The sequence below is a fragment of the Hymenobacter sp. PAMC 26628 genome, assembly GCF_001562275.1.
GTDB lineage: Bacteria > Bacteroidota > Bacteroidia > Cytophagales > Hymenobacteraceae > Hymenobacter.
The window spans coordinates 1,204,243-1,229,966 of record NZ_CP014304.1 but is presented as its reverse complement, the minus strand read 5'-3'; the positions used below and the strand labels follow the sequence as shown (position 1 = coordinate 1,229,966).

Genomic DNA, 25,724 nt, shown 5'->3' with positions numbered 1-25,724 from the left:
GTAATTTAGGTTTATGCTAGTCGTCGAAGGAGTTTACGAGAACGGGGAATTGCGCCTCGATACGCCGGTAGATTACCGCACGCCGGTGCGGGTCCGCGTGGAATTTCTGGACGAATTAAGCGCCGCGGTGCACCCGCCTGCTAACCCCGACCCGGCCGACCGGATGCGCCGGCTGCAAGCTTCCTGGGCGGCGGCCCGGCTCATCACCGCTGGCATGACGGGGCCTTCCTTGAGCGAAGAAGTACTGGCCGAGCGTGAAGAGGAAGATTAGTAGGGGTTTCACTAACGCCTGCCCGGTTGAGGCCGTTATGGCGGTTGAATGCCAAGCCAAATCTTTTAGCCGCCCCAATGAGTATTTTTCTGGATACGTCCTCCCTGATTAAACTTTACGACGACAGCGAAACGGATGCCGCCGGTCTACGGCAATACCTCGGTTCCCGGGAGGACATCTACCTTTCTGCCCTCACGCAGGTAGAATTTATCAGCGCACTCGGGCGCAAGCAACGGCGCAACGACTTGACTACCGCACAAGCCAGCGCCTTGCAGCAGACATTTGAGGTCAACCACTCGACCTACGGCTGGATCGATTTGGCCCCCGCAGTGCTCAGATTAGCGGCTCAGTTGCTGAATAAGCACGCCAAACTGGCCCTGCGCTCACTGGATGCAGTTCAATTGGCCAGTGCCATGGCTATTCCCAATCTGCAAGTATTTATCACCCACGACCGCCGCCTGCACGAGGCCGCTACCGTCGAAGGATTTATGTGCTGGCCTATAACGATGCCACCACGGCCCGTAGCAGCGCCGTGAGCCGCGGCTCGGCGGCAGCAGCGGCGGCGAAGATATCGGCCAGCACCACCGGCTTGAGGTGGCCGGGCGCACACAAATCGGTGATGACCGAGGCAGCCAGCACCGGCAGGCCCATGTGCCGGGCGGCAATGACCTCGGGCACCGTGCTCATGCCCACCGCATCGGCCCCGATGGTGCGCAGGTAGCGGTACTCGGCGGGGGTTTCGAGCATGGGGCCCGGCAGGGCGGCGTACACGCCGCGGCGCGTGGTGGGGCCCTGGCCGAGGGCCTGGGCGGCGGCTTCGGCGCGGGCCAGCAGGCCGGCGTCGTAGGGCGCAAACATGTCGGGGAAGCGGGGCCCCAGCTCGTCGAGGTTGGCCCCTACCAGCGGGTTGCCGGGCAGCAGGTTGAGGTGGTCGTCAATCAGCATGATGTCGGCCAGCTGGAAGTCCGGATTCAGGCCGCCGGCCGCGTTGCTCACCAGCAGCTGCCCGATGCCCAGCAGCTTCAGCACCCGCACCGGAAATACCACCTGGGCCATGCTGTAGCCCTCGTAGTAGTGAAACCGGCCTTGCAGCACAGCCACGCGCCGGCCGCCCAGGGTGCCCAGCACCAGCCGCCCGGCGTGGCTCTCGACGGTAGAGAGCGGAAAGTGCGGAATGTCTTCGTAATCGAGCGTGTACGCCACGTCCACTTCCCGCACCAGAGCCCCCAACCCGGTGCCGAGGATGATGCCCGTGGCGGGCTGAAAATTATTGGACTGCGCCCGGATGTAAGCGGCGGCTTCGTGTAGGTTCTGCAACGGTCTGGGTGGATTAAGTATCTGTTGGTGGTAAATAATTGAACTTGCGCGCGGCCGCCTTTAATCGGCTACTTTATGCTTACATAATCTATGAAAAACTTTTTACTGCTTTGCGCCCTGGCCGGTTGGGTGCGGGTGGCTTCGGCCCAAGATGCCCCGCGGCCTAACACGCAAGTGGTCAGCGTGGGTGCCTTTGGCCTCGCTCCGAACGCCGGGCTCCAATACGAATTCCGCCTTACGAAGCACTTTTCGTTGGGTGTGCAAGGCGCCCGGTACTTCAGCAGCGACTACCCCGGCTACCAAGCCGCCCTTTTTGGACGCTACTATTTCCGCCCCGCGGCCCCAGCGGGCTTCTACGCGCAGGGCCAGCTCGGGGCATTTTGGCACGACGGGCAAATTCGGGCGGAAATGCCGGGCTACTCCGGTCAGTCGGCCACCCGCCTCAAGGGCCCTGGTTTCGGCCTGGGCCTGGGGTACCAACTGCTGCTGGGGCAGCACCTGGCCCTGAACGCGGGGCTGGGGCTAAAATTTTACTTTATCAAGAACCTGGGGTACTGCGACTGCGGCTACGTCGGCGACTGGTACACCACCGGCCAACCCGGCTCAGTGCTCGACGGGCAGCTGAACATCGGCTATGCTTTTTAGTCGCCGGGGCCCCGCCAACACCTGCCAGCAACGCCGCGCTACTTCACCGTCAGGCGGTCGTTGCTCGGGTCGGCATCCATGTAGATGCCGTTCACCAATTCGACCGTTTTGATGGCCTTTGTGCCGGGAAGGGCAATGGTGGCCTGCCGCTCGTTGGCGCGCCACACGGCCGGTGACTGGTGCACGGCGGCCGTACTGCCGTCGGCGTAAGTCACCTTTAGGTTCACGGGCACCGCGAAGCCGCCCACGTTGCGCACCGCCACGGTGGGGCCCTGGGCGGTGGCCGCCGCCGGCTCCAGGGCCAGGTCAATGTAGTTATTGGTGAAGAACCAGTTGTTGAAAAACCAGTTCAAATCCTGGCCCGAGGCGCTGTTCATCGAGTTAAAGTAATCCCACGGAATGGGGTGCTTGCCGTGCCAGCGGGCCATGTATTCGTGCAGGCTTTTCTTGAACAGCTCCTCGCCCAGCATATCCTGCAAGGCCAGGTAGCTCAGCGAAGCCTTGCCGTAGGAGTTGTTGCCGTAGCCGGCGCGCAGCTCGCTGCTGGGCGTGATAATGGGCAAATCCTCGGCCGTGGCCGGGTCGTGAATCCAGCGGTTCACCCGGAATTGCTTGTAGAACGCGTCGGCCTGCTCCGCCCCGTTTTCGGCGCGGCCGATGAACAACTCCAGCGTCGTGGCCCAGCCCTCGTCCATGAAGGCGTAGCGGCTCTCGTTGATGCCCATGTAGAACGGGAAGTAGGTGTGGGCAATCTCGTGGTCGGCCACGAGTTGCGCAAATTTCAGGTCCTTCTCCGGGCTGTCGTTCACCATCATTGGGTATTCCATGTCGGCAAAGCCCTGGAACACCGTCATTTTCGGGAATGGGTAGGGCACGCCGGGCAGGTTGCGCGAGAACCAGCCCAACGCGTTCTGCCCGTTTTTCACGGCGTAGTGGAAATCCGCCGTCGAGTCGGCGAAGGCGGCTTGCACACTGGCGCGGCGCTTGGTGGCGGGGTCCACCACCACGCTGGCGGCGTCCCACACGTAGTGGTCGCTCAGGCCCAGGGTCACGTCCGAAATGTCCTTGGCCGTCCACACCCAGGTGTTCTGGGGGCCCTGGGCGGTAATGTTTTTCTTGGCCAAATCGGCGGCCGTGGCAATGTGCATGACCGCGTCGCTGGTCATGGATTTCTCCAGCTTTTTGGCGAAAGCCGGCTGCAATACCTGCTTGGGGTTTTGCAGCGTGCCGGTGGCCCATACCAGGTAATTGGCCGGCACCTGCACCCGCAAGGTGTAGTCGTTGAAGTCGTTATAGAACTCCTTACTGTCCACGAAGTTCAGCCGGTCCCAGCCGTTGTAGTCATCGTACACCGCGATGCGCGGGTAGAAGTAGGCCAGGAAAAACGTGGTTTTGTCGATCATGCCCTCCCGGCCGCTTTCCAGCGAAATGGGAAAGTGCCAGGCAAAGGCCAGCCGCACCGAGTCGTGCGGGGCCAGCGGCTTGGGCAGGCGCACGGTTTTCCAGGTGGCGGGGCCCTGGCCGGCAAACGGCCGCGCCTGCCCCGCCACCGCGAAGGAGTCAATCGTCACGCCCGCCGTGAGGTAGTCGGGCGACGCATCGCCCTCGCGGGCCGCGCCGGGCTGGTGAATATTCTGAATCAGCCGAATGGTCACGCTCTTGAGCGTGTCGGGGCTGTTGTTGAAGTAGGTAATTTTCTCGCGGCCCCGGATGTCGCGCGCCGGCGGCGCGGCCTGCACCGTGATGTCGTAGCGGGCCGTGTTCTGCCAGTATCTGGGCCCCGGGCGGCCATCAGCGGCCCGCGTCTGCTTAGCAAACGCCTGCTTAATGTCGCGCGGCTGGTAGAGCGCCTGGGCGTGAGCGGTTTGCTGGGCGAGGGCCCCCAGCGCGAGGGCACCTAACAAGATTTGACGCATTCTCTTTTGGCTATAGTTTTTAATTGCCTATCATGCTGACGAAGGAAGCATCTTTTCACCGCTGCACGAACCGCTCTAACTTGAGAAGATGCTTCCTTCGTCAGCATGACAGATGCCACGTTATTTAGCAGAAGCTGCTATTTGATTTCCAATTCATACGGCAAGCGCGCCTGCACGCCGCTCATCGTCAGCAGCTTCTGGTACTGGGCGTACACCGGATACAGGGGCCCCAGTTTGGTTTTGAGGGTGGCTTGCACGCGGGCATCGGCAGCGGCCTCGGCGTCGTCGCCTACTCCGAAGCGGGCCAGCAGCGCCTCCAGGCCCGCTTTGCGGCGCGGCAGGCGCTGCACCCGGTAGTCGTCGGCCTTGAGGTGGGCGCGGGCGGCGGCGATTTTCAGGGCGGCTTCGTAGTCACCGAGCACGTCCACGAGGCCGTTGGCTTTGGCTTCGGCGCCGCTCCAGACGCGGCCCGAGGCCAGGCGGCGCAGGCGCTCCACGGGCATGTGGCGGCCCAGGGCGGCCTTGCTCGTGAAGTCGGCGTAAATCAAATCCACGCTGTGCTGCATGGTCTTTTTCTCGTAGTCCGACAGGGCCCGGGTGATGGTGGGCAGGTCCGAAAACTTGCCCGTCGTCACGCGGTCCACCGTGATGCCGAGCTTGTCGGCCAGCAGCGGCTGAATGTTGGGCAGCACGCCAAACACGCCAATCGAGCCCGTAATCGAGTTCGGGTGGGCCACGATGGTGTCGCAGGCCATGGCAATGTAGTAGCCGCCCGAGGCCGCCACGTCGCTCATGCTGGCGATGATGGGCTTCACCTTCTTGGTCAGCAGCACCTCGCGGTAAATGACGTCGGAGGCCAGCGAGGAACCGCCCGGCGAGTTGATGCGCAGCACCACGGCCTTCACCTTATCGTCGAGCCGGGCCTTGCGGATGGCTTCGGCAAACTTGGTGCTGCCGATGTTGTCGTCCGAACCCTTGCCGGTCACGATATCACCCTCGGCGTAAATGACGGCGATGCGGTTGCCACTGGTCTTGCCTTCGTTTTCGTCGGCCTGGTTGCCGTCGTTGTAGTCGCTCAGGCTCACCAGGTTGGGCTTCTTGTCCTTGGCCAGGCCCAGCTTGCCGCGCATGTAGTCCTGCACCTCGTCAAAGTAGCCGAGCTTGGTCACCAGCTTCAGGCGCAGGGCGTCGTTGGCGTCGTGCACCAGCATCGAGTCGGAGATGACGTGCAGGCGGGCGGGCGCAATGCCCCGCGCGGCGGCCACCTGGCCTATCAGGTCGTCGTTGAGTGAGCGCAGGTACGATACGGTTTGCAAGCGGGCCGAATCGGAGAAGTTCTCGCGGAAAAACGGCTCCACGGCGCTCTTAAACGAACCCACCCGGAAGATGTAGGGCTCGATGCCGGCCTTGGCAAACAGCCGCTTGTAGAACATCACCTCCGAGCTTAAGCCGTTGAATTCCAACAGGCCCTGCGGGTGCAGGTAGATTTCGTTGGCCATTGAGGCCAGGTAATAGCTCTTCTCGGAGGCCGTTTCGTGGTAGGCCACCACGAATTTGCCCGACTTCTTAAAGTCGAGCAGCGCGTCGCGTACCTCCTCCAGCGAGGCCATGCCGCCCTGCACAATGTCCAGGTTCAGCAGGATGCCCTTGATGTCGTCGTCGGTTTTGGCCCGGCCGATGGCCTCCTTCAGCGCCACCAGGCCCGTGGAAGACTGCCGGCCGCCCAGCGGGTTGAAGTCGGTGGACTGGCCGCGCTCGGTCAGCGGCTCGTTCAGCTTCAGCTCCAGCACCGAGTTGGCGGCCACACTTTTCGTTTTGCTGGCGCTGCTGGCCACGCCTACGATGACGGCGAGCACGGCCAGGCCGAGGCCAAAAAACAGCACCAGCCCCACCAGCGTGGCTAGGGTGAATTTAAAGAATTGACGCATGGAACAGAATGGTTTTTGAACAGAGTAAAAGTAGCCCGGCCCGGCCGAAGCCCACGTTCCGTCGCCAGGTGGCCAGCCGCGGCAGGTTCATCGCCGCCGGGCTCGCATCGTTACAAACCGCGCGGCGTCAGCGCCTGTTCTGGGGCCCTAACGCCGCGCGGGTTTGCAGCACAGCTATACATAGATGTTAGTAGCCGTATTTCTCGCCCCACCAGCCGCGCAGCTTCTCGCGGATGCGTTGCTCGGCGGCGTTCTGGCCCGGCTCGTAATAGGCGGTGCCGCGGAGGGCATCGGGCAGAAACTCCTGGGCCGCAAAGTTGCCCGCGCCGTTGTGCGAGTACTCGTACTCCTTGCCGTAGCCAAGCTGCTTAAGCAGGCGGGTGGGCGCGTTGCGCAGCGGCACCGGCACCGGGTGCACACCCCGGGCCCGCACCTCGGCCTGCGCCGCCCGGATGGCCGTGTAGGCGGCGTTGCTTTTCTCCGACGTGGCCAGGTAGATAACCGTTTGGCTAAGAATCAAATCGGACTCGGGCAGGCCGATGACGGTGCAGGCCTGGAAGCAGCTGGTGGCCAGCAGCAGCGCGTTGGGGTTGGCGTTGCCGATGTCCTCGGAAGCCAGAATGAGCATGCGGCGGGCGATGAATTTCACGTCCTCGCCGCCCTCCAGCATCACGGCCAGGTAGTAGAGCGCGGCGTTGGGGTCGGAGCCGCGGATGCTTTTGATGAAGGCCGAAATCACGTCGTAGTGCATTTCGCCGCCCTTGTCGTAGCGCGCCAGTGGGCGCTGGGCCACTTGCTGCACCACGGCATCGGTGACGGTGACGACGCCTTTTTTGTCGGGCGGCGTGCTCTGCACCACAATTTCGAGCAGGTTGAGCAGCTTGCGGGCGTCGCCGCCGCTCAGGGCCAACAGGGCGTGGTCTTCCTTCAGCTTGACCTTGATTTGGCTGAGCGCCGGGTCCTCTGCCAGGGCCTTGGCAATGATGTCGCGCAGCGTGTCGGGCCCCAGCGGCTCCAGCACGTACACCTGGCAGCGCGAAAGCAAGGCCGGAATCACCTCGAACGACGGGTTTTCGGTGGTGGCGCCAATCAGGGTAATCGTCCCATTCTCCACGGCCCCCAGCAGCGCATCCTGCTGCGCCTTGCTGAAGCGGTGAATTTCGTCGATGAACAGCACCGTGCCGCGCTGCCGCTTGGCCCGCTCGATGACCTCGCGCACGTCCTTCACCCCCGCGTTGATGGCGCTGAGGGCGGCGAAGGGCTGCTTCAACTCGCTGGCCAGCAGCAGGGCCAGGGTGGTTTTGCCCACGCCCGGGGGGCCCCACAGCAGCAGGCTGGGCAGGCGGCCGGCGGCCAGGTAGCGCGTGAGCACGCCCTGGGGCCCCAGCAGGTGGGGCTGGCCGGCGTAGTCGGCCAGGCGGTGGGGGCGGCGGCGCTCGGCCAGGGGCGCGTCGGGGCCCGGGCCAGGCGGCGGGGCAAAGGCGGCGGGTTCGTCGTCGGGAAAGAGAGGGGACATAGCGAGAGGAGCGCGAACTTTGTGGCGTGCGCCGGGGCCCGGCTACTGGGCCCCGGCGCACGCCACAAAGTTCGCCCCGCGACGATTCAATCCCCCATGAAAAACCAATACCGCGTCCACGCGGCCCTGTTTCTGGTCACGCTCATCTACGCGGGCACTTACAGCCTGGCCAAAGACCTGATGCCCGTGTACATGGAGCCCTTCGGCATCGTGACGCTGCGGGTGCTGGGGGCTTCTATTTTCTTTGCGGTGGCCAAGCAACTGGCCGCCCCCCACGACAAAATTCGGGGCCGGGCCGACAACCTGCGGGCCTTGTTCTGCGGCATCAGCGGCATCGGGTTCAACCAACTGCTGTTTTTTTCGGGCCTGAACTACACGTCGCCCATTTCGGCCTCGCTGCTCCAAACCATCTCGCCCATTGTGGTGGTGGTGGCCTCGGCCGTGCTGCTACGCGAGAAAATAACCCTTTTCCGGCTGCTGGGCATCTTGGTGGGGGCGGGCGGCGCGGCGGCGCTCATCCTCAGCCGGCCGGCGCAGGCCGCCATCTACCCGCACGCCACGCTGGGCAACATCTACATCCTGCTCAACGCCACCTTTTTTGGGCTGTACCTAGTGCTGGTGGCCCCGCTCATGCGTAAGTACCACCCCTTCACGGTGCTGGGACGCATCTTTCTGGTGGGGGCCCTGGTGGCAGTGCCCTTCGGCTGGCGCGAGGCCCTGGCCACCGACTACGCCCACTTCCCCCCAAAAATCTGGGCCGAGGTGTTCTACATGGTGTTTTTCCTCACCATCCTGGCCTACTTGCTCAACAACTGGGCCCTGAAGTACGCCTCCCCTGCCCTGCTCGGTGTGTACATCTACCTCCAGCCGGTGCTAGCCGTGCTCATCGCCGTGGCGCTGGGCAAAGACACCCTCACCTGGGACAAGGCCGGGCAGGCCGTGCTCATCTTCGTGGGCGTGTGGCTGGTGAGCAAAAAGCCCAAGAGGGCCCCAGCGCGAGACGCGGTGCTGGAAGCGCAGGAGTAGGGCATAATGCCCCTGGTGGCCTACCTTAGGCCGTTATGCGCTATTCTTTTATTCTTTTGGGTGGTTTTTTAGCATCGTTATTGGTTGGCAACGCTTTTGGCCAGTCTGCCCCGGCCCAGGCCGATACTGCCAGGACCAAAAAATACGCTTATGTGGAACGCATGCCGCTGTTTCCAGGCCTCGAACCCGGCGACAGCACCCGCTCGAACAGCGAGCGAATTGTAAAATTTATTAACGACAGCCTGCGGTTCCCTCCCCAAGCCCTGCGGGACGGGGTACAGGGCCGAGTATTTTTCTCGTTTAACGTCAACGCCCTCGGCCGCGCAACCGACGTTAGGTTGGTGCAGGGCATCCGTGCCGATGTCGATGCCGAGGTACTGCACAACGCCCGCCGCCTGGAACGCATCCAGTGGCGGCCGGGCACGCAAAACGGGCGGCCCGTGAGCGTAAGTTTCACGGTGCCCATTAGCTTCGGCATTCGCCACAGCACCGCATCTGCGGGCGATTCGCTGGATCGGGGCCCCTACCAAAAGCTCGTGCTGCCCCTGGCGAGCTGGAACGGCAACCGGCCGCACCCGCCCACCGGAAAAGGCTTGGTGTACGGCCGTTTTCTGCAGCGGCTTAGCAGCAACACCTTGGGCCAGGGCCAGTACGTGCGCCTGGTAAACATGACCACCCACAAATCCTTCCGCATCAACGTCAAACCCGTCCTGAAAACTGTGCGGGAAAACACCTTCTGCTACGCGCTGCCGGCCGGGCGCTACGCCTTGTTCGTGTACGAGTTTCCCGACCCCGCGTGGAGCGGCCTGAGGATCCACTTGGAAAGCATCCTCAAGCCACCAAGCAACGCCACGGCCAGCACTTTGGGCACTACCCGCTACCAATTCACAGTAGCGGCCGATAAGCTTCATTACGTAGGCACCTGGAACTTAGCCACCGAAAATCAGCCGGAATTTCTCAACGAAAAAACGCTTCTCGACGGCTACCTACAGCCCGAATACGAATACCTAAAATTTGCAGAGGCCGATTTGAGTATCCCCAAGTAAGCCCGGCTAATTATCCTGGTTAATCAGGTTTACCACCAGCGTAACCATCGTGGCTTTGTCTTCAGGCTTGCTTTCAGCAATAAGCAATGTGAGGGCCACCAGCGCGTTATCGGCCAGCCGGCGCGAACCGTCGGGGTGGTAGAGGCAGCGGTTGCGGTCGAGAAACCACACGAATAGGAAGGCCGCAATGCGCTTATTGCCATCGGAAAACGAGTGGTTCTTCACCACGAAGTACAGCAGGTTGGCCGCCTTCTCTTCCACGCTCGGGTACAAGTCCTCGCCGCCGAAACTCTGGTAAATGGTACGCACCGAGCTTTGGAACGACGCATCCATCCTTCTCCCTCCCAAACAAGGCGCTGCCACCAAATTGCTTACGCAACCCTTCCACGGCCTCCAGGCCGGCTTCGTAAGTCAATTCAAACGGCTCATCCGAAGCCGTGCCGCGTACTTCCAGGCGCTGGTGGTCGTACTGGTCGAGCACGTCGAGGGCCCTGGCGTAGTCGCCCAGCACGCGCAATAAGGCGTCCGATTGGTCCGAAGTCAGCTCCTGATTGGCCGCTACTTCGCCTTGCAACTGCACCAGCCGCTTGAGGTCAGCCAGCTGGTGGGCGCTTTCGCGCAGGCGCTTGTCGTTCAGTGCATAGCCCTGCACCAAGTATTGCCGCAGTACGCCCATAGCCCACTGCCGGAAATGCGTACCGCGCAACGATTTTACCCGGTAGCCGATGGAAATGATGACGTCAAGGTTGTAATATTTGGTGCGGTACTGCTTGCCGTCGGCGGCAGTTAGTAAGGATTCCTTACCAACTGAAATCTGACCTAACTCACCATCCTTGAATACGTTGCGCAAGTGCAACGTTATGTTGGGGCGGGAAACAGCGAACAGTTCCGCCATCTGCGCTTGCGTCAGCCATACGGTTTCATTGTCAAGCTGTACTTCGAGCTGCGTTTGGCCGTCGGGGGCTTGGTAGAGGAGGATGTTTTCGGTGGTAGCCATCGAAACGAGGAAAAATAATTATCTGGCAAAACAACGCTTTAATTTCTAGCGCAAGCAAAAAGGGCCCCGGCTGCGCGATGCAACCGGGGCCCCAAAATCGTTGCAGCCGAAAACCTTACAGGTGAATCACTTCGCCGTAGGCAGCGGCGGCGGCTTCCATAATGGCCTCGCTCATGGTGGGGTGCGGGTGCACCGACTTGATGATTTCGTGGCCCGTGGTTTCGAGCTTGCGGGCTACCACTACTTCGGCAATCAGCTCGGTCACGTTGGCCCCGATCATGTGGGCCCCCAGCCACTCGCCGTACTTCTTGTCGAAGATGACTTTCACGAAGCCGTCTTTGGCACCGGCGGCACTGGCCTTGCCCGAGGCCGAGAACGGGAACTTGCCCACCAGAATGTCGTAGCCCTTGGCCTTGGCTTCGGCTTCGGTGTAGCCCACGCTGGCAATTTCGGGCGAAGCGTAGGTGCAGCCGGGGATGTTCTGGTAATTCAGCGGCTCGGGGTGGTGGCCGGCGATTTTCTCGACGCAAATAATGCCCTCGGCCGAGGCGACGTGGGCCAGCGCGGGGCCCGGCACGATGTCGCCAATGGCGTACACGCCGGGCACGTTGGTCTGGTAAAAGTCGTCCACCAACACGCGGCCGCGCTCGGTTTTAATGCCCAGCTCTTCGAGGCCAATGTTTTCAATATTGGTCTGGATGCCCACGGCGCTGAGCACCACGTCGCAGCTGATTTGCTCCTCGCCCTTGGCCGTTTTCACGGTCACCACGCAGCCGGGGCCGCTGGTATCCACCTTCGTTACTTCGGCGTTGGTGAGGACGTTGATGCCAATTTTCTTGTAGGATTTCTCCATCTGGCGCGAAATCTCTTCGTCCTCCACTGGCACGATGCGGGGCATGAACTCCACGATGGTGACCTCCGCGCCCATGGTGCGGTAGAAGTAGGCAAACTCGACGCCAATGGCCCCCGAGCCCACCACCACCATTTTCTTGGGCATTTGCTCCAGGGTCATGGCCTTGCGGTAGCCGATGATTTTCTTGTCGTCAATCGGCAGGTTGGGCAGCTGGCGGGCGCGGGTGCCGGTGGCCAGGATGATGCTCTTGGCTTCCACGGTTTCCTTGGTGCCGTCGGCCTTGGTGACCTCTACCTTGCCGGGGGCCACCAATTTGCCCACGCCCATCACGGCTTCAATCTTATTTTTTTTGAACAGGAAGTTGATACCCTTGCTCATGCCGTCGGCCACGCCGCGGCTGCGCTGCACCACCTTCGCAAAGTCGAAGCCCACGCCCTCGGCGCTCAGGCCGTAGTCGGCGGCGTGGTGGAAATACTCGAATACCTGCGCCGATTTCAGCAGCGCTTTGGTGGGAATGCAGCCCCAGTTGAGGCAGATGCCGCCGAGGCTTTCGCGCTCAATGACGCCCACTTTCAGCCCCAGCTGCGACGCCCGAATGGCCGCCACGTAGCCGCCCGGGCCGCTGCCCACCACCACCAAATCAAATTGCAATGCCATAAAGTCTTACGAAAGAATAGAAAGGAAAATCGCCGCCCGGCCACCGCCCCGGCCGGTGCGCAAAGATAGCCGCGCACCCCGGCACTGCCCCAAACCCCGCCGGGGCCCCGAACGTGCCCGCGCCGGCCGGGGCAGCCCCCGGGCGCGCCCGTCCGTATAAGGCGCGGTTTTGGCCACCCTGGCCGAAACGGTTCATTTTCCCTTTGCCCTATGCGTATTTCGAGCCTTTCCTTCCTAGCGGCCCTGGGCCTGCTGGGGGCCCTCAGCAACTGCGCCGCCACCACCGAAAAAGACCGGCCCACCTCCGTGGTGGCCCGCGTGCCGGCCGCCTCCGCCGTGCCGCCCGTCGACTCGGCTGGTGCTGCCCGCTCGGCCCCCGATGCCCGCGCCGGCGTACTGGCTACCGAGGGCGCCAGCGCCGGGGCTCCCTCGGCTCATGAGGTTTCGGCCGAGCGCACCCGCGAGAAGAAAATGAGCAACGCCGAGTACCGCCAAATGCTGGCCACGGCCGACGCCGCCCTCAAGGGCAACCCCAAGAACCCCGCCGCCCTGCTCCAGCGCGCCAAGGCCAAGAGCTACCTGCACGAGTACCCCGCCGCCCAACTCGACTACTCGGCCGCCCTGCGCTACCAGCGCAACAACCCCGATGCCTACTACAACCGCGGTGTGAACCACCTGATGATGAAGCAGTACAAGGCTGCCACCGCCGACTTCGCTGGGGCCCTCAAGTACCGGCCCGACGATAAAGAATCGTTCTTCGGCCGCGGCGTGGCCAAGATGCAGATGTACCAGTACAAGCCCGCCGTGGCCGATTTCACCCGCGCCATCCAGCTCGATTCGGCCTACGCCGACGCCTGGGAATACCGCGGCATTAGCTACGCCTCGTTCGACAAGCTGCCTGAGGCGCGCCGCGACCTGGAACGCGCCACCGACCTTAACCCCGACGCCGCCAAAAGCCTGCGCCGCTACGTGGGCCAAGACGGCAAGGAGCCGATAAAAACCGCGCCCATCCGGGCCACACGCCCCACGGCCGGCCGTCATTAGCGAAGTTTCGGGGGCTCGTGGCCAGTGGAGCAATCCAGGGGCGGGACTTGCCCCGCCCGACGTTTAGCGGCTTGCGGTTGCCCTGGCCCGCCGCGGGCGAGGGCAAACCCACCCCTACAGCTATACACCGGCTCCGGAACTACTCCAAGGCCCCAAGGGCCTTCCGGCGTTTCTCTCCAAGTAGCTTGCAGCAGAAGCTGGCGCTGAAACGGGTTAAGTATGCTCAGGGCACTTTTCCGGTATCGGCTCCGCGCTTCGCGGCACTCACGATCCGTTGGGCACTCAACAGGTTTTTCGGGTAGGAACGCGGACGTTATTTTAGCTTATGGGGTCGATAAGCGTTGGATTCGTCGTGCAGCTATTTAGAAATCAGCACGAGGTTCAGTGTTTAATTTCCAGGCTTCTTAAACAACTTCCATACCCCATAGCGAATAGCTATTTTGTTTAATTTATTTAGTTCGATGCTCTCCTGAGCATTTCGAAAACATCCTTTCTCACGAAGGTTTTTTTATAATAGCTGGAAGTATGCACTAATTTATAACCCGCATCCAATATTTTATCAGATGATTTTTTAATACGTCGCAGAGTAGCCAGGTTTTTGCCTTCGCGGTGATGGTATTCGTCGAATTCTACCAATATTATTTTTACGTCGATTTTCTCACCGATAACGTTGTCGATAACTGTATATTCAGCTCCCTCAATCTCTATCTTAAGCAAATCGATGTGCGAGTGACCGAGGGCCTGCATGATGTTTGATAAAGTATCGACATCGCCTTCTATGTATTTATCAGTATTTTGAAGGTTGGTAATCGAGTGGCCCGCATAATCTTCCTTGGCAGGGAAGTAGAACTTGATGGTTTTTTTTTCGTTCCACACCCCAATTTTTACGAACTCGATTTTGCTAAGCTGCGCACTACTGATGTCGTATACGTAAGGATAATCAAGCCTATCTGTTGTCAGCTTTTGGCCTTGATGGGTTTTAGTCACCAACTCGTCGAAGTGATCCAAGGCGTAGGGCATGGGGTCCAAGATAAACACCTGCGCCGCATACCTTGTAACCAACTCTACGTCCAAAGAAATATCTGATCCAGCCCCAATGCAATAGCAAATAGAGGAATTGTCTAAATAATTATCGGGCACGTAATACCCATTGTATTTAGAGCCCAAATACACCAAACGGTCCAACGGCGACACATTAACTTGTGCATAAAAATTGAACAGGTTTCTTAGTAGTTTTTTTATAATTTTCATCTTCAGTTATGATAATTTTTTGCGTATCCAAATATATAGCTTAAAGTTTACGTAGAGAAATACTAAAATATGAAAACAATGCGGCGGCTTTATTCAAAAAACGAACAGAAACTTATCCCGTACGCAATCAGCAACTTGTTTTGAATTTAAGCCATAAACTCGTACTTGTTGAGCAGCTGACCATTGGCATGACCTTGCCCCGCGCGGTACCGTGCGCCGCCTCGCATTCAGCGCCCCCCAAACAGCAGCTTGAAGTAGAAGCTGGGCTGGCGCAGCCGCTCGCGCAAGTCTAGGTCGAGGAACATGGCGGAGAGGGTTTCGGCCAGCGTGGGGTTGTTGGCGGCGCGGTTGGCCACGATGTTGAACAGGCTGGGGAAGTTGAGCAGGCGCTGCATGGCGCGGCTCAAGCGCAGCTCCTGCCAGAGGCGGTTGTACACGGCCTTGTCGTAGTGCTGGAGGAATTTCGAGCTAAAATCGCCGTTGGCCACGGCCTGGGCGGCCCACACAGCGGCGTGGCGCCCGCTCACCATGGCGTGCGAAATGCCCTCGCCCGAGAACGGGTCGATGAGCGAGCCGGCGTCGCCGAGCAGCAGGTACTGGGGCCCCGACAGCGCCCGGCGCTTCGAGCCCAGCGGCAGCCCGAAGCCGCGCACGGGGCCCAGCCGCTCGGCCTGCGCGAAGCGCGGGGCCAGGGCCGGGTGGGTGGCCAAAATCTCGTCGAGCCGCTGACGCAGGTTTATTTTTTGGCCGCCACGGTTTTCGAGAGCATGCCCACGCCCACGTTGGCCTGGCCGTTGGGCAGCGGGAACACCCACAGGTAGCCGGGCAGGAATTCCTTGATGAAGTGCAGCTCAATAAAATTGTCGGGGCTAAGGCCCGCCACGCCGCGGTAGTAGGTGCGCAGGCCGGCGCAGTGGTGGTCGGGCTCGAGGGCGTGGCCGGCTACCTGGCGCGCAAACGCCGACTGGGCCCCGTTGGCCACCAGCAGCAGGCGGCAGGTGGCAATTTCCTGGCCCACTTTGTCAAAAAGCTGCCAGCCGCCGGCCGGGGTGCGCTCGGTGCGGGCCACGTCCACATTTTCACGAAAGTCGATTTCCGGTCGCTGGCGCACTTCCTCCACCAAGAAATTATCGAAATCCATCCGCTTAGCCACGTGGCCGGCGGGGCGGTCGGTGGCCTTGTCGAACTTCGGCTTGAAGGGAATGGCCAAGCGGCGGCCATTGGGCGCAAAGAAGTCGATGCCCCAGCTCGGCACCTGCGTGGGCAGGGCCCCCAGCCGGGCGGGCAGCGCCTCGTCGATGCGCTTGAGTTCCATCAACACCTTACCGCTCAGCGCATCGCCGCACACTTTGTCGCGCGGAAACGCGGCGCGGTCAAGTAGCAGGCAGGGCTGGCCAGCGTTAGCCAGGTGCAGGGCGGCGGTGGCCCCGCCGGGCCCCGCGCCTAGGATGCAGATGTCGTGATGGGGCATAATCAGGGCGAAGTTAGCCCGGTGCGGCGTGGACTCTGCGAGTTTGCGAATCGAACGATGGCCGTCCGGCGCGCGGCCCTGCAGCGGCCGCGTTCCTTACTTTCGCCCCATGAATCAGACTCTCGCCGGAAAAGTAGCCCTCGTAACCGGGGCCTCGAAAGGAATTGGCCGCGCCATTGCCGCGCATTTTGCCCAGCTGGGGGCCCAGGTGGCCTTTACGTACTTGTCGTCGGTGGAAAAAGGCCAGGCCCTGGAGGCCGAGCTGGCCGCCCACGGCGCCAAGGCCAAGGGCTACCGCTCCGACGCCTCGGACTACGCCCAGGCCGAAAAATTGGTGGAAGACGTGCTGGCCGACTTCGGCAAATTGGACATCCTCGTCAACAACGCCGGCATCACCCAGGACGGCCTGCTGATGCGCATGAGCGAGCAGCAGTGGGACAACGTACTGACCGTGAACCTCAAGTCGGTCTTCAACCTCACCAAAGCCGCCACCAAGCCCATGATGCGCGCCAAAACCGGCTCCATCATCAACATGACCAGCGTGGTGGGCATCAAGGGCAACGCTGGGCAGGCCAACTACGCCGCCAGCAAGGCCGGCATCATCGGCTTCACCAAGTCGGTGGCCCTGGAGCTGGGCTCGCGCAACATCCGCTGCAACGCCGTGGCCCCGGGCTTCATCGAAACCGAAATGACCGACGCCCTCGACGCCAAGCAGGTAGACGAGTGGCGCAAGGCCATTCCCCTCAAGCGCGGCGGCTCGCCGGAGGACGTGGCGAAGGCCACCGCGTTCCTGGCCTCGGACGATTCAAGCTACATCACCGGCCAGGTGCTGCAAGTGGACGGCGGCATGCTGACGTAAGGAAGAATTATAGTGCTTATTATTAACTAGATAAAAGGTATTTTACGGATAAAAAAGTGCCTTCTAAATATTCTACTCAGCCAACCTGGCAATGCAACACTCTTGAACATTTAATCAACCAACCTTTTCGCACACAAATCATGTTACATAACTAAGTCCAGTTTATATATTTGCACATAAAAAAAGGCAGCCTGTAACGAATCGAATCGCTTTGGCTACCTTTTTTAGGGATTGTGTCACCTCCCCTAGTGCATCACCAACCGTCTGACTTAACGAAGCTTATAGGATTCTTGTAGGCTAATGAGACCTTCAGAAACTTTCTCTTCCGCATACACCGAGGATTAATCTCGCTAGTATCAGGGTTGGCATCATCCCTCTGCTGTAACAGAGGGCGATTATTTAGCGACCAGTAGCTTTCGAGTTGCTGGTCGTTTTTTTGTTTCAAGACCTTGACGATTGGGTAACCAAATCTAATTGTGACAATTTTGCTTGGTATTCGGGCTTTAATTTATCGTTATCAAACCAATCCGGACTTAAATAATGTATACGGGAAGGACGCCCATTTTCGACCCTTTTGACAATCTTGCCGTCTTGAGCCAAGCGTGATACCGCGGGCCCAATACGCCTCATCATAGTCGCATTACTTACGTTTTTCAGTTCTGGTTCTTCTTGCAATAGAGCATTAACAATGCTCTGTGCACCAACAAAAGTTACCTGGTTGTAAATTTCGGGATGACGCAGTATAAACAATAATTTGTCAGGCTGTAAAGCCTTTCTATTATACCGTTCTTCTGTTGATACAGATGACACTGAAGGTGTCAGCGCAGGTTGTTTAACATCAACAGGCACTTTAGTAGAGTCGGAAAAACTCACATCGTTATTGGGCAAATGGCTAAGAAAGAGTTTATATTTCTCAATCTTTTCAGCAATTGGTATACGGAGTAGTTCCAAGCGAGAAGCCTCTTGCGCCAATGCGTCATCTTCTTTTTCAGCATCAGCTAATTTTTGACGCAAAGCACCCAATAATTCCGTTTGATCTTCCGGAGGTAAATCAAAAATACTTGGATGATGATTCATATTCGTTTGCCTTGAGCACTGCCTTGGATCAAAGGTAAGCAAAGAATTGAGAAAGACAAACAAAATCCTCAAGCCCATCCAAGACAAAGCTTGGCAAGTTGCTTAATTGGATGCAGCAATTGTACAAAGCAAGAACTAAGTTTCAACTTTAATACTAATCAAAATACTGTATATCAATGATAAAACAAGCTCTTGCACAGAATCTGCTTGGCCCACTCACGAAGCATTTAATCCCATTCATTGTCCTGCTTGGATGGCGCGAATCTTCGCCGCCGACAGCTCGGCGAAGTGCTGGATAACTATATCCGCCTGGTGCAAGTCTTGGCCGGCCGAATGCGGGCTGGCGTAGCCGATGCAGTAGATGCCGGCCGCTTTGGCCGCCGCCACGCCGTTGGCCGAGTCCTCGATGACGACGCACTCCGACACCGGCGTGCCGGCCAGGGCGGCGGCGTGCTGGAAGATGGCGGGGTGGGGTTTGGACTGCGCAAAGTCTTCGCCGCTAACGATGTGCCCGAAGTAGGGCCCCAGGCCAAAGCGCGCAAACACCCGCCCGATGGTGGCCTTGGAGGCCGACGAAGCCACCACCAGCGGCACTTGGTGGGCCCGTAGGTCGTCGAGCAGCACACGCACATTGTCGAGCAAATCGAGGTTCGGATCAGTGTCGAAGGCTTGGTTGAACAGTTCGCGCTTGCGCATCAGCAGCGCTTCTACGTCTTGCGGAAGGCCGAACTGCTGCTTGAGTTTTTGGAACACGTTGCGCGTGGACGAGCCCAGAAACGAGGCGTATTCGGCGTCCGAAACGGTGATGCCCAGCTCGGCGAACTGGGTAAAAAAAGCGTGGCGGTGGATGGGTTCGGTGTCGATGAGGACGCCGTCCATGTCGAAAATCACGGTTTGAATCATGGGGCCGCTTACGGTAGTTGCGGGCAAAGATATTGGGGCGGCGGGGCGCAGCCCCTGCCACCGGGGCCCCAACGGCCGGCGCTCGGGCCCGCGGCGGGACTATTTTTGCTACGGGCCGCGTTTTGTAGTCCGCCCCGGGGCCCTCTTTTTTGCCGCTGCTTTTGCTCACGACCCAATATTCCGCCTGGTTTATCCCACTGTGCCTGTTGGTGGGCGCGGGTTACGCCGCCCTCCAGTATTCGGCCCGGGCTCCCTGGGGGCCCCGCCTGAACTACGCGCTGGCCGCGTTGCGCTTCTTGGTAGTCAGCGCGTTGTGCTTCCTGCTACTGGGGCCCCTGCTCACCACCGCCACTACGCGCACCGAAAAACCCACCGTGGTGCTGGCCGTCGACAACTCGCAATCGGTGGAGTTATTCACGCCCAAGCCCGTGCTGGGGCAGGCCACCGCCGGCTTGGCCCAGTTGGCCGCCACGCTGCGCAGCAAGGGCTTCGCCGTGGAAACCCGGGCCCTGACGCCCGGCCGCACGCCGGGGCCCGATTCGCTGCGCTTCACCGCCGCCAGCACCGACCTCGACCAGCTGCTGGCCGGCACCCGCGCCGCCTACGACGGCCGCAACCTGGCCGCCGTGGTGCTGCTCAGCGACGGCATCGCCAACCAGGGCCGGGGCCCCGCCACCGCCGACTACACGTTTCCGATTTACGCCGTGGCCGTGGGCGACACCGTACCCAAAAAGGATTTGCGCCTGACGGACCTGGCCTACAACCGGGTGGCGTTCAGCGGCAACCGGTTTCCGCTGGAGGCCGAGCTGGCCTTTGAGGGCTACGCCGGCGGCACGGCCACCGTGGAGCTGCGCGAGGGGCCCCGGGTGCTCGAAACCCGCCGCGTGGCCCTGCCCGCCGGGCGGCGGCGTGTGAAAGTGGCTTTCCAGATTACGGCTCCCGCGCCCGGCAAGCGCCGCTACGAGGTGCGCGTGGTGCCCCAGCCCGGCGAGTTCACGGCCCTCAACAACGCCCGCCCGGCCTTTGTGGAAGTGGTGAAGGGCAAGCTGCGCGTGCTCCTGGCCGGCGCCGCCCCCCACCCCGACCTCAAGGCCCTGCGCGCCGCGCTGCAAACCAACGACAACTTCGACCTGACGCTGGCCGTGCCCGGCGTGGCCCCGCTCAAGCCCGGGGCCGATTTCGACGTGGCCATCCTGCACCAAATCCCGGCCCAGGGCGGGCTGGGGGCCGACATTCTGGCCCAGGTGCAGGCCAAGGGCGTGCCGGCGCTCTACGTGGTGGGGGCCCAGTCGGACCTGGCGGCCTACAACCGGCTCGGCACGGGCCTCGCCATCCAGCCCCGCGGGGCCCAAACCGACGCCGTGACGCCCCTGCCCAACCCCGGCTTCACGCGCTTCGCCCTCGACGCGGAAGCGGCCCAGCGCTTCGCCCAGTACCCGCCCGTGGCCGTGCCCTTCGCCGACCTGCGCCTGGGCCCCGGCGCCGAAGCCGCGCTCTGGCAGCAGGTGGGCCGCGTGGCCACCCAGCGGCCGCTGCTGGTATTTGGGGGCCCCGCCGGCGCCCGCCGGGCCACCCTGCTCACCGACGGCGGCTGGCAGTGGCGCCTGAGCGAAGCCGTGGCCCACGACGACCGCCCCGAAGCCTACGACCGCCTAATAGTGCGCACCGTCCAGCTGCTCACCCAAAACGCCCGCAAAAAGCGCCTCGACGCCTACCCCACCCAAGACGCCTTCGGCACCCAGGACGCCGTGACGCTGGCCGCCGAAACCTACAACGCGGTGTTTGAGCGCATTTACGACCAGAAAATTGACCTCACCCTCACCAGCGACAGCCAACGCGTGCGCCGCTTCTCCTTCAGCAACGGCGCCGACGGGGCCCCGCTCCACCTGGGGGCCCTGCCCGCCGGCCGCTACCGCTACCAGGCCCGCGCCACCCTCGGCGGCCAGGCCCAGCAAGACGCCGGTGAGCTGCTCGTGCAAAACCAGCCCCTCGAAGCCCTCGAATCCAAGGCCAACCCCAACCTGCTGGCCCAGCTGGCCCGCCGCAGCGGCCAGCGCCTCTACTACCCCGCGCAGCTCGCGCAACTCACCCAGGACTTGCTGAAGGCCAATTACAAACCCATCATTTCCAGCGAAGAAGACCTAAAAAACCTGATTGACCAGAAGTGGATTTTCTTTCTGCTCTTGGCCTTCGTAACGGCCGAATGGGCCGTGCGCAAGTACTCGGGCAGCGTGTAGGTGGGTGGGTGGAAGGGTCAGGCGTTTCCTGATTTTAGGCCGTCATGCAGAGCGCAGCGAAGCATCTTTCTTGCGGCAATAATCATGATTAGTTGCGCCGGAAAGATGCTTCGCTACGCTCTGCATGACGGCCTTTTGTGAAATAGTCGTAAAGCAGAAGCACCACTTCTGCGTCTGTGCTGCCAACACCTTTTCTCATTGCCATGAAACTACGAGTCATCCTCACCGGCGCTACCGGGATGGTGGGCGAGGGCGTCCTGCTCGAATGCCTGGAAAACCCCGCCGTGGCGCACGTGCTGGTGCTCAGCCGCCGGCCCAGCGGCCGCAGCCACCCCAAAATGACCGAGCTGCTGCACGCCAACTTGCAGGACTTGGGCCCCATCGAAAGCCAGCTCATGGGCTACGACGCCTGTTTTTTCTGCGCCGGCATTTCGGCGGTAGGGGTGTCAAAGGAAGAATACGAGCGCATCACCCACGACCTAACGTTGGATTTTGCCCGCACCCTGGCGCGCCTCAACCCGGCCCTGACGTTCATCTACGTATCGGGCGCCGGCACCGACAGCACCGCGCAAAGCGGCCAGCACTGGGCGCGTGTGAAGGACCGCACCGAGAACGAGCTGCTGGCCCTGCCCTTCCGGCGGGCCTACATGTTCCGGCCGGGCTTTATGCAGGTGACACTCGGCCAGCGCAACGTGCTGAAATGGTACGGCCTAATTGCCTGGCTCTACCCGCTGGTGCGCCGGCTGGCCCCGGCCTACGTCAGCACCATGCAGGAAGTAGGCCGGGCCATGATTGACGCCGCCAGCGGTGGGGCCCCCAAGCCCGTACTCGAAGTACCCGACATCGTGGCGTTGGCCCGGGAATCAGTTAAAAACGAGGCTGCCTAATAATTTGTTAGGCGGTCATGCTCATCTGGCGTCCGCGCAGCCGAAGCATCTCTCCCGCAGTAGTAATCATAGAATAGTGGAGCAGTAGCGATGCTTCGGCTGCGCGGACGCCAGATGAGCATGACGTTCTACACGGTTCTAGTGTCTATTAAATATAAATATCCCCCGGCGCGAGACATCCGCCATTCACCCTTTAAAACCTTTCTCTTGACGACTGGCGGCATCCTCGGGGCCCTATTGCTGGCGGCGGTGGCCTTCACCGGCCTCAGCCCACAGCTGGGCGGCACGCCCACCAAGGCCGACCGGCAGCGCTTTGCGCAATCGGGCCACTACGCGGGCGGCGAATTCAAGAACCTGCTGCCCACGAAACAGCTGACGGAAGGCAACATGGGGTCGGTGCTCTGGAATTTTATTTTCCGTAAAAGCCCCAACACCGAGCCGCCGGGGCCCCTGCCCACGCAGCCACTCGACTCACTCACCATCGTGCAGAAATCGCCGGAGCTGGTGCGCGTGACCTGGTTTGGGCACTCGGCAAGCCTGGTGGAAATGGCCGGCCAAAACATTCTGCTCGACCCCATGCTGAGCGTAGAAATGGGGCCCCTGGCCCTGGTTACGCCCAAGCGCTACAACTCGCGCCTGGCCATCGCGCCCGAGCAGCTGCCGCCCATTGCCGCCGTGCTCATTTCGCACGACCACTACGACCACCTTGACTACCAAACCATCCGCAAAATCAAGGACAAAGTGGGGCATTTCTACGTGCCGTTGGGCATCGGGGCCCACCTGCGGGCCTGGGGCGTGCCCGCGGCCCGCATCACCGAAATGAACTGGGGCGACAGCGCCCGGGTGGCCGGCATCACGCTGCGCTGCACGCCGAGCCGCCACTTCTCGGGCCGCGGCCTCACCAACCGCAATTCTACGTTATGGTGCTCGTGGGTGATGCAGGGCCCCACGAAGCGCATTTTTTACACCGGCGACGGCGGCTACGGGCCCCACTTTGCCGCCATCGGGGCCCAGTACGGGCCATTCGATTTGGCGCTGGTGGAGTGCGGGCAGTACGACCGGCAGTGGGCCGAAATCCACATGCGGCCCGAGCAGAGCGTGCAGGCCGCCCGCGACGTGCGCGCCGCCGCCATGCTACCCGTGCACTGGGGCGCCTTCACCGAGGCCAACCACCCCTGGAACGAATCCGTGACGCGCGCCAGCGCCGAGGCCGCCCGCCTCGGCCAGCCCCTCACCACGCCGCGCCTCGGCGAGCCCGTAACTTTGGGCCCCGGGCCGCTGCCCGCCGCGCCGTGGTGGCGCTAAGGCAGCTACAGAAGTACAGTTTTGGAAGTCTGGAAATTCAAAATCGAATGTCATGCTGAGCGCAGCCGAAGCATCTCTCCCGCGCAAGTAAATAATCACTCAGCGGGAGAGATGCTTCGGCTGCGTTCAGCATGACGTTCTGATGATCCCCTAGACGGCTTTTACGCCAGGGCCCCCAGCTTATGCGCTACATTCTCCTCAACAAGCCCTACGAAGTCCTCACCCAGTTCACCGACGAGGCCGGCCGGGCCACGCTCAAGGATTTTGTGCCCGTGCCGCACATCTACCCCGTCGGCCGGCTCGATTTTGACTCCGAAGGCCTGCTGCTGCTCACCGACGATAAGGCCCTCCAGCACCGCCTCAGCGACCCGCGCTACAAGGTGTTCAAAACTTACTGGGCCCAGGTAGAAGGCGAGGTGACCACCGAGGCCCTCGAAAAGCTGCGCCGCGGCGTGGTCATCAAGGAAGGCCGCACCGCCCCCGCCCAGGCCACCGACATGCCCGAGCCCGAGGGCCTATGGTCCCGCAGCACGCCCATCCGCTACCGCGCCAGCATCCCCACCACCTGGCTCGAAATCCGCATTTCGCAGGGCATGAACCGCCAGGTGCGCAAGATGTGCGCCGCCGTGGGCCTGCCCTGCCTGCGCCTCGTCCGCGCCCGCATCGACGAGCTGGACCTCGGCGAGCTGGCCCCCGGCCAGTGGCGCGAGCTCACGCCCGAAGAGTCGCGCAAGCTTAAGGCCAAGTTCTCGGCCACCAAGCTCCCAGCCAACCGCCAGGTAGCCGTGAAACCCACGCCTGGGGCCCCAGCGGCACCTCCTACGCGCCGCCCGCGCTAGGGCCCCGGCGTTATGTCAAGCAAGCGCTTATTGCGTTGCCTGTTAAATACCGGCCTCGTGCTGTTTGGGCTGGCAAACGTTGTCGTTTTCTTGCACGCCTGGCGGCTCACGCACTTCAGCGCCAGCGCGGGGCCCCGCACGAAGTCACCTGAGCAGCTGTCGGCCGCTGCCAAGCTGGGCCTGGTGCTGACCGGCGTTAGCAATCCACGGCCCGTCACCGGTGCGCCGCCGGCGTTTCCCTACCAAAGCGTGTTTTTTGAGAGCCCCAATGGCCGGCTTGCCGCCTGGTACGGCCAGCCCGCGGGCCCGGCGCGCGGCACGGTGGCGCTGTTCCACGGCTACACCAGCGAAAAATCGCACCTGACGACCGAAGCTGCCTTTTTCCGCCGCCTGGGCTACGCCGTGCTGCTGGTCGATTTTGCCGGGGGCGGCGGCTCGGCGGGCAGCCGCGTGACGGTGGGCTACCGCGAGGCCGCCGACGTAGCGGCCGCCGCGCGCTGGCTGGGGGCCCGGCCGGGCGGCCCGGGCCCCCTGGTGCTCTACGGCGTGAGCATGGGCGCGGTGGCCATCCTGCGGGCCGAGGCTGAATTAGGGGTACGCCCGGCGGCCAACGTGCTCGAATGCCCCTTCGGCAGCCTCCGCCAAACGGCCCGCAACCGCTTCGCCGCCCTGCACGTGCCCGCTTGGCCCCTGGCCGATTTGCTGGTGTTCTGGGGCGGCCTGCAAAACGGCTTTTGGGGCCCCGGCCTCTCCGCCGAGCGCTACGCCGCGCAGGTAGCCACCCCCACCCTGCTCCTGTGGGGCACCGCCGACGCCCGCGTGACCCGCGCCGAAACCGACGCCGTTTTCCGCAACCTCCGGGGCCCCAAGCAGCGGCATGATTTCGTAGGCGCGGGCCACGAGCCCTACTGGCACCGCTACCCCGCCGCCTGGCAGGCGCAGGTTAGCGGGTTTTTATCAGCAGAGTAGCACCTTCAAATACACTCAGAGTGCTCACTTACCTACCGAATTCAACATGCGAAGCGCTGACTGGGCTATACCATTTTCAGGGTATGCCATTATCGTCTGATTATAGTATTCAGTAGCTCTTTGTCCTTCACCAGTTTGACTATAGCAAAAGGCAATGTTACACAAAGCCATTTCGCGGTAACACATTCTGGATGAACTCAATAAAGTCACGTATCGGTACTCATCTATCCAAGATTTTCTGGTAAAAAATGCGTAGCTAGCTTCAAAAAGCGGAATTGCACCGGTATAATCTTGTTTTTTAACAAGCTGCATCCCTTTCCGGTGGTGGCTAGGTACAGTGTAGCGCAGCAGTAGGCCAAGCCCGAGATAAATCCCACTCATGTAAAGCACTATACTATCTGTCTTTACTCCACTCAGGAAGCAAATTAGCCCAATCAAAATCATGACGATAACTTGGGGAAGGACCGAAATCCAGGCCACTTGTTTTACCACGGGTACGTTTGATGACATGTGTTTTCTAGTTCTATTTGTTAATGCTTTAAGCTACCCAGTCTTTCTAATCATCGAAAGTAGAATATAGATGAATTATTCACTCTGCACACCTGTCAGGAAAGCTTTCCTTAGGCAAACCAAACTCGGCCACCTCGGCGGATAGTGCGCCGGCTGGGGCCCAATCGGTGACAATCTGTCACCAAAATGGGGCTGGTACG

General features: G+C 61.3%; 25 protein-coding genes. 12 read left to right on the top strand and 13 right to left on the bottom strand.

The window, feature by feature from the left end; translation table 11 throughout:
• The first annotated feature begins 13 nt into the window (after positions 1–13).
• Positions 14–271 carry an antitoxin family protein gene (locus AXW84_RS05700; RefSeq protein WP_068229905.1) on the top strand — a complete coding sequence of 86 codons (258 nt, stop codon included), beginning with the start codon at positions 14–16 and terminating at the stop codon, positions 269–271.
• Positions 272–348: 77 nt separating this feature from the next.
• Positions 349–807 (top strand): type II toxin-antitoxin system VapC family toxin, encoded by a 459-nt coding sequence (locus AXW84_RS05695; protein ID WP_068229902.1) that lies wholly within the window; start codon positions 349–351, stop codon positions 805–807.
• Here AXW84_RS05695 and AXW84_RS05690 read toward each other — a convergent pair.
• Entirely contained in the window at positions 770–1,588 is an 819-nt protein-coding gene (locus AXW84_RS05690; RefSeq protein WP_068229900.1) for a purine-nucleoside phosphorylase, read from the bottom strand. The genes AXW84_RS05695 and AXW84_RS05690 overlap by 38 nt on opposite strands.
• Before the next feature lie 90 nt (positions 1,589–1,678).
• Between AXW84_RS05690 and AXW84_RS05685 the strand changes: the two genes are divergently transcribed.
• Complete coding sequence (locus tag AXW84_RS05685; protein ID WP_068229897.1) at positions 1,679–2,233, top strand: DUF3575 domain-containing protein; 555 nt, start codon at positions 1,679–1,681, stop codon at positions 2,231–2,233.
• Positions 2,234–2,271: 38 nt separating this feature from the next.
• Here the strand turns inward: AXW84_RS05685 and AXW84_RS05680 are convergent, their stop codons facing one another.
• The 3 genes from AXW84_RS05680 to AXW84_RS05670 all read right to left on the bottom strand — a co-directional run bounded on the left by AXW84_RS05680 (position 2,272) and on the right by AXW84_RS05670 (position 7,593).
• On the bottom strand, positions 2,272–4,149 hold the full coding sequence (locus tag AXW84_RS05680; protein ID WP_068229894.1) for a M1 family metallopeptidase: 1,878 nt from the start codon (positions 4,147–4,149) through the stop codon (positions 2,272–2,274).
• A 137-nt stretch (positions 4,150–4,286) separates the two neighbouring features.
• Positions 4,287–6,077 (bottom strand): signal peptide peptidase SppA, encoded by a 1,791-nt coding sequence (gene sppA / locus AXW84_RS05675; protein ID WP_068229890.1) that lies wholly within the window; start codon positions 6,075–6,077, stop codon positions 4,287–4,289.
• Positions 6,078–6,264: 187 nt separating this feature from the next.
• Complete coding sequence (locus AXW84_RS05670) at positions 6,265–7,593, bottom strand: replication-associated recombination protein A (RefSeq protein WP_068229887.1); 1,329 nt, start codon at positions 7,591–7,593, stop codon at positions 6,265–6,267.
• A gap of 96 nt (positions 7,594–7,689) precedes the next feature.
• Here AXW84_RS05670 and AXW84_RS05665 point away from each other — a divergent pair, with 96 nt between their 5' ends.
• Entirely contained in the window at positions 7,690–8,619 is a 930-nt protein-coding gene (locus tag AXW84_RS05665) for a DMT family transporter (protein WP_068229886.1), read from the top strand.
• Between the two features lie 161 nt (positions 8,620–8,780).
• On the top strand, positions 8,781–9,665 hold the full coding sequence (locus AXW84_RS05660) for an energy transducer TonB (RefSeq protein WP_157886831.1): 885 nt from the start codon (positions 8,781–8,783) through the stop codon (positions 9,663–9,665).
• Positions 9,666–9,671: 6 nt separating this feature from the next.
• On the opposite strand, the gene AXW84_RS25730 is transcribed toward AXW84_RS05660, so the two are convergent.
• The 3 genes from AXW84_RS25730 to lpdA form a co-directional block, all read right to left on the bottom strand.
• Positions 9,672–9,926 carry a Fic family protein gene (locus AXW84_RS25730; RefSeq protein ID WP_335339485.1) on the bottom strand — a complete coding sequence of 85 codons (255 nt, stop codon included), beginning with the start codon at positions 9,924–9,926 and terminating at the stop codon, positions 9,672–9,674.
• On the bottom strand, positions 9,859–10,662 hold the full coding sequence (locus AXW84_RS05655; protein WP_236943258.1) for a virulence RhuM family protein: 804 nt from the start codon (positions 10,660–10,662) through the stop codon (positions 9,859–9,861). The genes AXW84_RS25730 and AXW84_RS05655 overlap by 68 nt, the downstream gene beginning before the upstream one ends.
• 115 nt (positions 10,663–10,777) lie before the next feature.
• A complete protein-coding gene (gene lpdA, locus AXW84_RS05650; protein WP_068229879.1) occupies positions 10,778–12,172 on the bottom strand; it encodes a dihydrolipoyl dehydrogenase in 1,395 nt (464 codons plus the stop codon).
• Positions 12,173–12,382: 210 nt separating this feature from the next.
• Between lpdA and AXW84_RS05645 the strand changes: the two genes are divergently transcribed.
• Positions 12,383–13,216: a tetratricopeptide repeat protein gene (locus tag AXW84_RS05645; protein WP_068229873.1), complete on the top strand. Its 834-nt coding sequence runs from the start codon at positions 12,383–12,385 to the stop codon at positions 13,214–13,216.
• A gap of 453 nt (positions 13,217–13,669) precedes the next feature.
• Here the strand turns inward: AXW84_RS05645 and AXW84_RS05640 are convergent, their stop codons facing one another.
• From AXW84_RS05640 to AXW84_RS25720, 3 genes are all read right to left on the bottom strand, one after another.
• Positions 13,670–14,236 carry an FkbM family methyltransferase gene (locus AXW84_RS05640; protein WP_162268246.1) on the bottom strand — a complete coding sequence of 189 codons (567 nt, stop codon included), beginning with the start codon at positions 14,234–14,236 and terminating at the stop codon, positions 13,670–13,672.
• 458 nt (positions 14,237–14,694) lie between these two features.
• Complete coding sequence (locus AXW84_RS25725) at positions 14,695–15,177, bottom strand: NAD(P)/FAD-dependent oxidoreductase (protein ID WP_236943257.1); 483 nt, start codon at positions 15,175–15,177, stop codon at positions 14,695–14,697.
• Positions 15,178–15,203: 26 nt separating this feature from the next.
• Positions 15,204–15,938 (bottom strand): NAD(P)/FAD-dependent oxidoreductase, encoded by a 735-nt coding sequence (locus tag AXW84_RS25720; RefSeq protein WP_236943256.1) that lies wholly within the window; start codon positions 15,936–15,938, stop codon positions 15,204–15,206.
• 109 nt (positions 15,939–16,047) lie between these two features.
• On the opposite strand from AXW84_RS25720, the gene fabG reads away from it, so the two are divergent.
• Positions 16,048–16,797 (top strand): 3-oxoacyl-[acyl-carrier-protein] reductase, encoded by a 750-nt coding sequence (gene fabG, locus AXW84_RS05630; protein WP_068229864.1) that lies wholly within the window; start codon positions 16,048–16,050, stop codon positions 16,795–16,797.
• A 441-nt stretch (positions 16,798–17,238) separates the two neighbouring features.
• Here fabG and AXW84_RS24550 read toward each other — a convergent pair whose 3' ends face one another.
• Positions 17,239–17,916, bottom strand: coding sequence for a hypothetical protein (locus AXW84_RS24550; protein ID WP_157886830.1), 678 nt, complete (start codon positions 17,914–17,916; stop codon positions 17,239–17,241).
• 195 nt (positions 17,917–18,111) lie between these two features.
• A complete protein-coding gene (locus AXW84_RS05625) occupies positions 18,112–18,777 on the bottom strand; it encodes an HAD family hydrolase (protein ID WP_068229860.1) in 666 nt (221 codons plus the stop codon).
• Positions 18,778–18,938: 161 nt separating this feature from the next.
• Between AXW84_RS05625 and AXW84_RS05620 the strand changes: the two genes are divergently transcribed.
• The 5 genes from AXW84_RS05620 (at position 18,939) to AXW84_RS05600 (ending at position 25,014) form a co-directional block, all read left to right on the top strand.
• A complete protein-coding gene (locus tag AXW84_RS05620) occupies positions 18,939–21,014 on the top strand; it encodes a VWA domain-containing protein (RefSeq protein ID WP_236943255.1) in 2,076 nt (691 codons plus the stop codon).
• Positions 21,015–21,217: 203 nt separating this feature from the next.
• Entirely contained in the window at positions 21,218–21,901 is a 684-nt protein-coding gene (locus tag AXW84_RS05615) for an NAD-dependent epimerase/dehydratase family protein (RefSeq protein ID WP_068229856.1), read from the top strand.
• 207 nt (positions 21,902–22,108) lie between these two features.
• A complete protein-coding gene (locus tag AXW84_RS05610; RefSeq protein WP_068229853.1) occupies positions 22,109–23,206 on the top strand; it encodes an MBL fold metallo-hydrolase in 1,098 nt (365 codons plus the stop codon).
• Positions 23,207–23,388: 182 nt separating this feature from the next.
• Complete coding sequence (locus AXW84_RS05605) at positions 23,389–24,045, top strand: pseudouridine synthase (protein ID WP_082773718.1); 657 nt, start codon at positions 23,389–23,391, stop codon at positions 24,043–24,045.
• A gap of 30 nt (positions 24,046–24,075) precedes the next feature.
• Positions 24,076–25,014, top strand: a complete 939-nt coding sequence (locus AXW84_RS05600) for an alpha/beta hydrolase (RefSeq protein ID WP_157886829.1) — start codon at positions 24,076–24,078, stop codon at positions 25,012–25,014.
• A 24-nt stretch (positions 25,015–25,038) separates the two neighbouring features.
• On the opposite strand, the gene AXW84_RS24545 is transcribed toward AXW84_RS05600, so the two are convergent.
• The gene (locus AXW84_RS24545) at positions 25,039–25,458 is read right to left on the bottom strand and encodes a tetratricopeptide repeat protein (protein ID WP_157886828.1); all 420 of its coding nucleotides are present in this window, start codon (positions 25,456–25,458) and stop codon (positions 25,039–25,041) included.
• Positions 25,459–25,724: the final 266 nt, after the last annotated feature.